Origin of the sequence: Nostoc sp. CMAA1605 (genome assembly GCF_021596505.1) — a bacterium.
In the GTDB taxonomy this organism is placed as follows: domain Bacteria; phylum Cyanobacteriota; class Cyanobacteriia; order Cyanobacteriales; family Nostocaceae; genus Trichormus.
The window spans coordinates 1-10,660 of sequence record NZ_PJIZ01000163.1 but is presented as its reverse complement, the minus strand read 5'-3'; the positions used below and the strand labels follow the sequence as shown (position 1 = coordinate 10,660).

Sequence of the window (10,660 nt, the reverse complement as noted above, 5' to 3'; positions counted from 1 at the left end):
CCCAACTCATAAAACCAAATAAACCCCCCAAATAGCCATTGCGCGTAAGTAGGTACTGGCGCGGAAAGTTCCGACAGGGGTAATGGCTTCTGGTGTGCGAAATTGTAAGCCATTACTATAAATTTGCTGGACTACGGCTTGGGTTAATCGTAAGGCTTCATCTTTCATTCCCATCTGGGCTAAGAAGGCGGCTAGTCCAAAGTTAATTCCTGTCCATACTTCTAGGGGGTGGGTGGCGTTGGGATTTTCTGGTGAACCGTCGGGAAGTACACCATTAGCTGCGCCAAATTGACCGTTGTAGAATTTGAGGAAGCAGGCATCATACACGGTTCTTAAGGCGGAAATGGCGCGATCGCTCGGCACAATTTCTGGTAAATCTAGTAAATAGGCGTAAAATTGTCCACACAATTGATCTGCCATCACTACATCTGAACCGCTTTCGCTATCTAGGCGATAATATTTGCCGTTCCAGAGTTTCTGTTGATAGATGGGTAAGGATTGGGTTAGCCAAGTCTGGTAAAGAGATTTTTGCTGGAGTAATTTTTCTGAGTCGGGCTGATTTAGAATTAAAATATCGCTAATGGCGATCGCTGCTTCTAAGGCTGCCATCCATAAACCGCCACAATAGGCACTCACGCCTTGCAGTCGCCAATCATCAAAGGTTTGATCTGGTGCGCCGGAGTTTTCGGGAATGCCATCTCCATCTAAGTCAAAGGCTTTGACGTAATCTAAAGTCTGAACAATGGCATCCCAGCAATCTTGGAGAAACTCTACATCATTTGCACCCGTAAACAGATAATCACGGTAAACCTGCAAGACAAAATCACAGCCTAAATCCTTCCACAAATTACAGTCTTGATAACTGGTGTAGTTAGTTTTCTCCCAAACGTGTTCATTTGGTGCGCCTAAATCGTGGGGTGTTGCACCGATAGCTTTTCGCACAGCAATGGGACTTTCTGCACCGATAGTATAGTAATAGCCAATGACACGGGGTGTATCATCACCTTGGGGAATTGCCCTGGCAAAAGCACGCATCACCGCTTTTTCCAGTTCTGGGAATAGTAACAGCAACCCAAAAGAACCGTATAATCTCACATCTAAACTTTCATACCATCGGTAATCTAAACACTCTAATACAGCAAATTGACCGATGGGATCGTGTTTTGTGGCTGCACTCCAGAGAGTTCCACCACTGGTGAGGTCATATAGTTCATTAAATAGAGCCATTTTAAACCAATTGGGCAAATCTTCCCGTGCTAAAATCGGCTCTTGCCAAGCTTGAATTTGCTCTTGCCAAGTTTGATAATGGGTTAAAGCAGTAGTAGCGATCGCCCAAGCATTGTTACCATTAGTACCAAAAAAGTCTGTATATCTGCGGTGATAATTTACCCCTGCCGCAAATTCCGTGACAGGGAAATCCCAAGCCAGAACAAAGGGAATTTCTAACCTTTCCCCTGGTTGCAGAGTCAAACGAACTGCGATCGCTGCCCCGATTTGTTCATTGTCTGCGGCTGGGGTAATATCTATCACATCAGGTAATGAACCATCCTGACTAAAGCTTTGCCAAATTTCATCCCCATCACCAACAGGATGCCAACGGCTATGATAAAACACTTCCACTTGCGGATGTTTTTGAGTGGCAATACACCAACTCCCTTCACCTTCCTGTAGAGGTTCTGTCGTCCCCTGCCTTCCTAAAAAACACCCCAAAGCTTGGGGACTTTCCACTAAATAATTATAATTACCCCGACTCTCACCCAAACGCGGCTGATACTCATAAACCGGACTACCATCATCTCGCACCTTCACCTCTGGAGATTTGAGGGCATTGGTAAACCAACCAGTCATATTCTGCCAAGTCAGCATAATACTAAGAGTGATGGGTGCATTAGTGGCATTATGTGCTTGCCACACAAACACTGCCACCGGATAACTAGTTTCTTTGTAATTATGCGCCCAGACGGGGGAAAACTGCTCACAGGTTAGCTGTGTTTGCAAAACATTTTCATACACAAACCAGCTACGGGGATACAGTGCGTGATATGTACCTGTGTGGGATATCTCCCCGGCTTGACTAGCTGGGTACCATTGCCATGTTTGCAGAATCCCATCTGTTGGGGCTGTCGTTGCCAAAGCATAAGCTTGGGAAGATGTGCCGTCAGATTCAAATACACTAAATTGACAAGCGGGGAAGTTTTGAAAAACGTGTTCACCGCCGTCGATGTGCCATAGATTAAAATCTCCCCGCGAAGAACGCCCGATGCAACCAGCACCAAAGCCACCTAAAGGCATCCCATGCCAAGGCCCATCATCAATATTACTTGCGTAGCGAACAGTATAAGGTTTGTCCCAGCCTAAACCAATAGAACGATGCCAAGTGCAAGCGGGAATTTGCGGGGAGGTTGGATTTGTCATTACCTATTGCCACAGTTTGCAGTTACGCTAAGGAAGCTTAACCTGATGTGTCAATTTTCTCAAGAGGAAATATGGAAAGTGCTGAGTGCTGAGTAATAAGTTTTGAGTTGACAGATAAATTCTACGGCGTTGCTGAATTGAGATATGAATTTATCTCACGCAAAGGCGCAAAGGCGCGAAGGAACAAAGGAAAAGAAAGGTATTTCTGGCATTTCATATTCTGATTCAGCAACGCCAATTCTACCTTGTCCCCAATGCCCAATGCCCCATGCCCAATGCCAAGCCTAACGCCAGCCCAAAAACTTTAATCCTGGGACAATAAGGTAGTAACTGACACTGAACCAAAAACTCATAAACATACCTACAGAACTGAAAAATGCTATGGGTAGGGAAAGTTCTGAGAGTGTGGGAGAGTTGGAAAATTGCAATGCTGTGGTGGGGAATTCTAAAAGTAGCAGTGTGGCAAAACCCATTGCTGCACCGAAGCCGCCGATGACGGCATAAACTATGTGATGGCTGCGAAATCCGATGCTGAGTGCTAACAAAAAAACACCAATCGCTACAGCTGCAACTAAACCTTCACCGCGATCGCCATTTGCACTAATTACTCGCCACAATAACCAACTAAAAGCATAGCTGATTATACCCATTGAGGATGTAACAAACAACCGTCGCCTTTGAGCAAAACACCCAGATACGGTGATGCCAAAAGCTGTCCCTAAACCGGCGGTAGCAAACAGCAACATTTCTGCACCCCCAAGAGACTGGGAGTTTTGAGTTAGTTCAGGTAGTTGTGTAGAGAGAAATTCCGCTATTTTAACTCCTAAACTGGTATGATAAGCCAAAATAAAACCGAAAATTGTCCCAACACCAGCACCCAAACCAGCAAGTAGCATTGCCCAAATCGTCGATAGACAAGCTGTAAAAATTTTGTAGATGGTTTTAAATATCCACAAAATTAGTTTGCGAATGGTTTTACCAAAGTTACCAAAAGCTTGCTCAAGTCCTTGTAATAAAACTTGCCATTGATGAGCTACTTGAGTTAAGAATTTCTGCCAATTAGTTGATAATGAAGATGAACTGGGTTGATTAATTTTGGTTAATCTTTTGAGGATAATAGCCGCACTAGTAGGACGCGATCGCACATTCTCATTCACCATTTCATCCAGTAAATCTGCTAACTGGGAATTAACATTGACTCGATTGCGCCATTGCAAAGCCCCTGTTTGCGGATCTTCCAAATCTGGGGATATGTCCCTGTCAGCAATTCAATCATCGTGCGTCCCAAGGCGTAAAAATCAGCCTCCGGCCCGACATTTCCCCCAGTGATTTGTTCTGGTGGACTGTAACCTGACGAAAATAATCTAGTGGAACTAGATTCTTGTCGCAGTCTTGCCATCTTAACGTGTTTAGCTCCACCAAAATCAATCAACACTAATTGTTCCCAACCGATTCCCCCTTGATTGGGTAGTGCTGTTGATATAGGAGTCCGCAACATTAAATTTGAAGGTTTGATATCGCGGTGAATAATTTGGCGTTTATGCAATTCCTGTAAAATTTTGAGTGCTTGAATTAACCAGTTAATCACCACTTGTTCTGGGCAACCTTGGGGATAATTATCTAAAATCTCTGCTAAAGTCGGCCCGTTAATTTTTTCCATCACCAGACAAGCTAACTGGCGCGGTTTAGGATTAGACAAATTAATTTGAAAATTACCATCAGCTTCAACTTTGGGTACACCAGGATGGCGTAAACTCACCAAAACTTCCGCCTCTTGCGTAAATAATTCCAGTGCCTTTGGTGATTCTTCTACCAACACTTTCAGCACTTTTTCGGTCTGTGTCACTTCATCCCAGACTGTATAAATCTGAGCAAATCCCCCAGAACCCAAAGCTGCGATCGGTATATAACGATCTAACAGATGTAGCACCTCGCCACAACTGGTACAAAATTTACTACCCCAAGGTTGAGGATAGGGACGTTGACAATCAGGATTTATGCAGTGAACCGCAGTCTTACCGATGTGGGACACAACCGCTACATTACAAAAACTGACTCGATTTTAACGTTTATTGGAGATAAACGGCAGGGCATTGGGCATTGGGTATGGGGCATGGGGCATTGGGCATTAGGGGAAAAGAAGGTTAGTAACCCCTACACCCTTACACCCCTACACCCTTACACCCCTACTTTTGACTCATAATGACGTTTATCAAGGTGTCTAATAAGCGATCGCGTGATAAGGACATCAGTTCTTTTCCGTGCAGCATCTCTTGGACAATCACGTAGGATACTAGTGAACCGAAAAAAATTTGCGCCATTGCTTCGGGATCGGTAATTCCTAGTTCGGGATGGGCGGCGAAATATTGGCTGAGGATTTGTCTTCCGCGCTGTACAACGTTTTGGGTATAAAGTTTGGCTAGTTCGGGAAAGTTTTGTGATTCGGTAATCATGACGCGCAACAATGCCAAATAGTCAGGATTGTCGGCTACTTTGGTTAAATATATCTCGCCCACTTGACGTAGTAATATTACTGGTTCACCATGTAGTTTTGTACCAGTAAATAGGCTCTGGAAACACGCAAGTGTTAACCTTTCCATTAAGGCTTTAAACAGTCCTTCTTTGTCTCGAAAGTTACTGTATATTGTTTGTTTTGAGACTCCAGCCGCCGCACTAACCCTATCCATACTGGTTTTAGCGTAACCCTCCTGCAAAAATACTCGGATAGCTCCTTGTAATATTTGTTCTTGTTTGGGAGTAATGGCAGGTAAGGTATTTTCTATGGGGAAGGTGGAGGTTTGTGGCATGAAGAGTAAACTTTTTTGCTGAATATCTTGCTATATCATACTGGACAGTCTAGTATGATGACCAAAATATTTTGTGATCATCTAGGGTGCAAATATGACGCAGACTGCCCCAAACCCACCGGAAAATCTCACTGATGCTGCTTTACCCCAGAAGCCGCAGCACCGCAAACCACCAATACCTTTATTGATTGGGGGATTACTCTTAGTAGGTGGTATTGGCTATGCTGTATGGCGTAGTCAACCCCAAGGTTTAGCCAATGCACTCAAAGTTAGTGGTCGCATTGAAGGTTACGAAACTGAAATTGGGGTGAAGCGTGCAGGTAGAATTGAGTCAATTACTGTACGGGAAGGGGCAGCAGTTAAGCAGGGACAAGAGTTAATTAAATTAGATGATACAGAAGACCAATTACTGCAAGAACAACTGCGTGGGGCAGAAGCAAGAGTAACATCGGCTGAGTATGATGAACAACAGGCTGTTTCTGATGTTGAGCGAGTTGCCAGAGAAATTCAAGAAATTAACAGTCAAATTAACGAAGCGAAACTCAATTGGCGACAATCCCAAGGGGATAGTACAGGCAAAATTGAGCAAGCGCAATCTAATGTTGCAGCCGCCCAAGCCACATTAGTGCAAGCACAAGCGCAAGTTAAGCAAGCCGCCGCCGAGGTTAATTTAGCAAAAATTAATCGCGATCGCTATGCCCAATTAGTCAAAGAAGGGGCAATCAATCAACAACAATTCGACCAAGCACAAACCACTCTAGACACAGCCATAGCTACCCTCGAAGCTAGACAAGCCGCAGTTAACGCCGAACGTCAACAATTAAGCGCAGCATTAGGGGCGTTAAAGCAAGCCAACACCACAAATTTAAATCCTGACATTCGTAACAGCCAGTTAGTTGCATTAGTCAGAAAACAACAACAAAGTTACGCCCAACTCAAATCAGCCCAAGCCAAAGTCAAATCAGCCCAAGCCAAAGTCAGAGATGCCCAAGCATCCAAACAGCAAATCCTCACTCAGATTGCAGACTCCAAAAAAGATTTAAATGTCGTCAGTCCCTTAGATGGTGTAGTTACAGCCCGTAGTGTTGAACCAGGGGCAATAGTTAGTAGTCAGACAAATATTTTGACGATTGTTGACCCCAAAACAGTCTATTTTCGTGGATTTATTCCCGAAGGTGATATTGGCAAAGTCCGCCTCGGACAAACAGCGAAAATCTTCATTGATTCCGCACCAGACAAACCCCTCACAGGTAAAGTCATCGCCATTGATCCTCAAGCATCATTTACACCAGAAAACATTTACTTTCAAAAAGATAGAGTCAGACAAGTAGTAGGAATTCGCGTTGCAGTAGAAAATCCTGACGGCTGCTTCAACCCCGAAAGTCCCTACACAGATTCAAATTCACCCTGCGCCAAGATGGGAATGCCAGCAGATGCGGAGATTGATTTGCAGGCGACGGAAAGTTGAGGCAGGGGGGCAGGGGGCAGGGGGCAGGGGGATAATACAACTCGATCAAAATGCTCTCTTTTCTCTTGACTCTCTCTCTGCGTCTCCGCGTCTCTGCGTGAGAAAAAAATCCTAATTCTCAAATATGCAACAACCACTCACAACCGCCCCAAAAAACACACCCCCATCCTCCACACCTCCCGCCATCAAAGTGCGTGGCTTACACAAACACTATGGCAAGCTAGCGGCTGTGAGAGGCATTGATTTCACCGTCCAAAAAGGCGAAATGTTTGGACTCATCGGCCCCGATGGTGCAGGAAAAACCAGCACCTTTCACATTTTGGGCGGAATCATGGAAGCCACAGCCGGGGAAGTGCAGATATTTAACCAACCTGCACGAGATGCGAGGTTAATGACAGGCTATCTCACACAGCAGTTTTCACTGTATTTAGATTTGAGTATTGATGAAAACTTGCGTTATGCAGCCGGGTTGCGACAAGTTCCAGACGACTTGTTACAAACAAGACGCGATAAGTATTTAACATTAATGAGTTTAGAGCGATTTGGCGATCGCTTGGCAGGGCAACTTTCGGGTGGGATGAAACAAAAACTAGCTTTGTGTTGTGCTTTGGTATCACAACCAGAAGTGTTGTTACTTGATGAACCTACCACCGGTGTAGATCCAGTTTCCCGGCGAGAATTTTGGGATGTGTTAGCAGAGTTATCTGCCGAAGGGATGACAATTGTCGTCGCCACACCATATCTAGACGAAGCCGAACGCTGTCACCGCGTCGCCTTGATGTACAGTGGAAAAATTCACGAAATCGGCACGCCTACAGAATTACGGGCTAACTTAGGCTTGCATCGCTTAGAAGTGCGGACAGACAATCTAGAAGCCACAGAAGCCATACTTTCCCAAGCTAATCAGACAAATATAGTCGATGTGCAGATATTTGGCGATCGCTTAGATGTCCTCGTTCCTGATTTAGAAATTGGTGAAACCGAAGTCTGTCAATTACTACAACAACACAATTTACCCTCACCTCATATCGAACATGGCGAACCCACATTAGAAAATGTCTTTGTTACCCGCCTACGTCAACAAGGTTCAGCACCGCAGTTTTTCCCATTTCCGCGATCGCGCATGAGGGGAGTGGGGAGTGGGGACGAATCAATTCAAAATTCAAAATTCAAAATTCAAAATGAAGAAGAGTTGGGGATTGGGGACAAGGTAGACAAGGTAGACAGGGGAGAATCTATTTCTCAACTCAGCACTCAGCACTCAGCACTAGCCATCTACGCACACAACCTGAGTCGAGTGTTTGGTAAGTTCCAAGCAGTGAAGAATGTGAATGTTGAGGTGCGTTATGGGGAAATTTTTGGGTTGTTGGGTGCTAACGGTGCGGGTAAAACTACTACGATTAAAATGCTATGTGGGTTGTTAGCTGCAAGCGGTGGCAAAGTTTCCTTGGGTGGCGAAACTGGAAATCTGCGTAGTGCAGACTTACGTCGGCGCATTGGTTACATGAGTCAAAAGTTCACTCTCTATGACGATTTAACTATTCTGCAAAACTTAGAATTCTATAGTGGCGTTTACGGTGTACCTCGCAAACTACGACAAGAAAAAATTGATTGGGTAATTGCTACCTGTGGCTTAGAAGGACAGGAAAATATGCTGACTGGACAGTTACCAGGCGGTTGGAAACAACGAGTCGCCTTTGGTGCTTCCGTTATGCACGAACCAGATATTTTATTTTTAGACGAACCCACATCAGGAGTAGATCCCCTGGCGCGTCGTCAATTTTGGAAGTTAATTAATGATTTTGCTCGTAATGGTACAGCGATTTTAGTCACTACTCATTATTTAGAAGAAGCTGAACAATGTAACCGCATGAGTTTTATGGTTGCAGGGGAAACTGTCGCTGAAGGTTCACCAAGTTTTATCAAATCTTCGCAACCAGGAAAGTTAATAGAAATCATCGTCAATCACAATCAAGCGGCTTCTAAGTTACTCAAACAGCATTTTGAATCTTGGCGAGTTTCGATATTTGCTGATAGTTTACACATTGTCCTCGACAATCCCGAAACCGAAATCAATCAATTAAAACAACTTTTAGAATCACATAAAATCACCATCAATTCCCTACGTTCCATTCCTTTCTCCCTAGAAGATGCCTTCATTGGGATAGTAGAGCGATCGCAAATTTGAGTATTCTACCCCAATCCCCAGTCCCCAGTCCCCAGTCCCCAATCCCCGATCCCCATGAAAAGAATCATTGCCCAATGTGTGAAAGAAATAGCCCAATTTCGCCGCGATCGCCTGACGTTGGCATTAGCATTTTTATTACCATTTCTTACCTTAATTATTTTTGGTTTTGCTATCAGATTAGAGAGTAAAGATATTCCTTTAGTTGTTCAAGATTTCAATCGCACTAACTTAAGTCAAAGCTATATTGAAAGATTGTACGCTACTAATCAATTTATTCCGAAAGAATGGTCTGGCATAAACCCTACACGGGATGCTATAGATAAAGGAATTGCTAAAGCTGCTGTGATTATTCCACCGGAATTTAGCAGAGATATTCAAGCAGGTAGAAATACAAATGTGCAAATCTTAATTGATGCGACAGATGTGAATAACGCGCGTGTGATTAGAGGTAGTATTCAACGAGTTACTAACTTTTTTATGCAAGAGCATGGACTTTTACCTACTACTAGTACAATTACGCCTAGATTACGTTTATGGTTTAATCCTGGGAGGTTAGAATCATTATATATTGTGCCAGGTGTCTACGGTGTAATTTTGTGGATTTTTCCTTCCTTATTAGCTGCGATCGCAATGGTTAGAGAAAAAGAAAAAGGCACAGTTTTGCAAATTTATGCTTCTAGTATTAGTGCTTCAGAATTGTTACTAGGAAAAGGACTAGCCTATTTATTAATTGCTATTGCTGAAACATTAATAGTGATGATACTAGGTTCATTGGTTTTTCAGGTTGGTATTGTAGGTAATCCCATCACTTTAATTATCGGAACTTTGTTATTTTTGATGGATAGTGTTTTTTTTGGGCTACTTTTAGGAGTCAGGAGTAGTAACCAAAATGCGGCTGTACAAGGTGTTTCTCTGATAGGTTTTATTACATCTTTATTACTGTCAGGTTTTATTTATCCCCTCAATAACATTCCTTTCCCTCTATCACTAGCACCTAATATAATTCCTGCACGCTATTACATTGATGTGACTCGCGATGCTTTTGTGCGCGGTATAGGATTTGCTGGAGTGTGGTTTGATTTAATTATGCTTGCAGTCTTAGGATTATTCTTTTTCAATGTATCGCGCCGAATTTTAAGCAGAATGCAATTACCAAGTTGAATTTTTATACTGTACTTCAATGAAAGATAGAGTCATTGCTAAATTAAGATATGAAAATCAAATATTCTCTCTCTCAAACTCTTATTATTTGCACCTAGAATGTGAGACAAGTGAATATTTTCACTCAGAGACATCAAATTTTTTCATTGGCACAAGTAAATGTTACAATACATTTCATATTTTACTTTTTTGTTGTTTGGAGTATTAATAGTTTTTATTTTGTACATAGCTTATTTATATTTAACAACTGTAATTAAGCTAAATAAGGCTTTACGTAAATCTCAACTACCAGCAGAATTAGTAAACTTTCCGATTTATATATCTACAATTGAAGAATATTTATCTGTTAAAGGTCGTGTTAATGCTTTCATAGAGGCAGGATGTAACAATACAAGTTTTTGAACTGCATCTCACAGCTAATGATTTAAACTGCCTCCGTAATAAAGGTTCTATACCTGATAGAAAGTCATTAAAGCGACCAGAATATTATGAAATAAAACAAAACAATATTATAGAAAGAAGAGTGGTTTTTCCTTGGCCTTTTAATCGACATGGATGTATTAACGAAACCAAGTCTATTAAATTTGTTGTGGTTAACGATAGTATCACAGAACAAAATAC

Annotated in this window: 7 protein-coding genes and 1 pseudogene; 5 read left to right on the top strand and 3 right to left on the bottom strand. The window is 42.7% G+C overall.

Annotation, left to right across the window (positions count from 1 at the left end; translation table 11 throughout):
- Window positions 1-6 precede the first annotated feature (6 nt).
- Window positions 7-2,415 carry a GH116 family glycosyl hydrolase gene (locus CV014_RS29115; protein ID WP_236145191.1) on the bottom strand — a complete coding sequence of 803 codons (2,409 nt, stop codon included), beginning with the start codon at window positions 2,413-2,415 and terminating at the stop codon, window positions 7-9.
- A gap of 144 nt (window positions 2,416-2,559) precedes the next feature.
- On the opposite strand from CV014_RS29115, the gene CV014_RS29110 reads away from it, so the two are divergent.
- The gene (locus CV014_RS29110) at window positions 2,560-2,703 is read left to right on the top strand and encodes a hypothetical protein (protein ID WP_236145190.1); all 144 of its coding nucleotides are present in this window, start codon (window positions 2,560-2,562) and stop codon (window positions 2,701-2,703) included.
- Here the strand turns inward: CV014_RS29110 and CV014_RS29105 are convergent.
- Window positions 2,700-4,447: pseudogene (locus tag CV014_RS29105) on the bottom strand (serine/threonine protein kinase). The gene CV014_RS29110 and the pseudogene CV014_RS29105 sit on opposite strands and share 4 nt — an antisense overlap.
- Between CV014_RS29105 and CV014_RS29100 the strand changes: the two are divergent.
- A complete protein-coding gene (locus tag CV014_RS29100; protein ID WP_236145189.1) occupies window positions 4,418-4,618 on the top strand; it encodes a hypothetical protein in 201 nt (66 codons plus the stop codon). The pseudogene CV014_RS29105 and the gene CV014_RS29100 sit on opposite strands and share 30 nt — an antisense overlap.
- Here the strand turns inward: CV014_RS29100 and CV014_RS29095 are convergent.
- Window positions 4,602-5,222, bottom strand: a complete 621-nt coding sequence (locus CV014_RS29095) for a TetR/AcrR family transcriptional regulator (RefSeq protein WP_236145188.1) — start codon at window positions 5,220-5,222, stop codon at window positions 4,602-4,604. The genes CV014_RS29100 and CV014_RS29095 overlap by 17 nt on opposite strands.
- A 94-nt stretch (window positions 5,223-5,316) precedes the next feature.
- On the opposite strand from CV014_RS29095, the gene CV014_RS29090 reads away from it, so the two are divergent.
- The 3 genes from CV014_RS29090 to CV014_RS29080 all read left to right on the top strand — a co-directional run bounded on the left by CV014_RS29090 (window position 5,317) and on the right by CV014_RS29080 (window position 10,039).
- Window positions 5,317-6,690: an HlyD family secretion protein gene (locus CV014_RS29090; RefSeq protein ID WP_236145187.1), complete on the top strand. Its 1,374-nt coding sequence runs from the start codon at window positions 5,317-5,319 to the stop codon at window positions 6,688-6,690.
- A 124-nt stretch (window positions 6,691-6,814) separates the two neighbouring features.
- Complete coding sequence (locus CV014_RS29085) at window positions 6,815-8,878, top strand: ATP-binding cassette domain-containing protein (RefSeq protein WP_236145186.1); 2,064 nt, start codon at window positions 6,815-6,817, stop codon at window positions 8,876-8,878.
- Window positions 8,879-8,932: 54 nt separating this feature from the next.
- The gene (locus tag CV014_RS29080) at window positions 8,933-10,039 is read left to right on the top strand and encodes an ABC transporter permease (RefSeq protein ID WP_236145185.1); all 1,107 of its coding nucleotides are present in this window, start codon (window positions 8,933-8,935) and stop codon (window positions 10,037-10,039) included.
- Window positions 10,040-10,660: the final 621 nt, after the last annotated feature.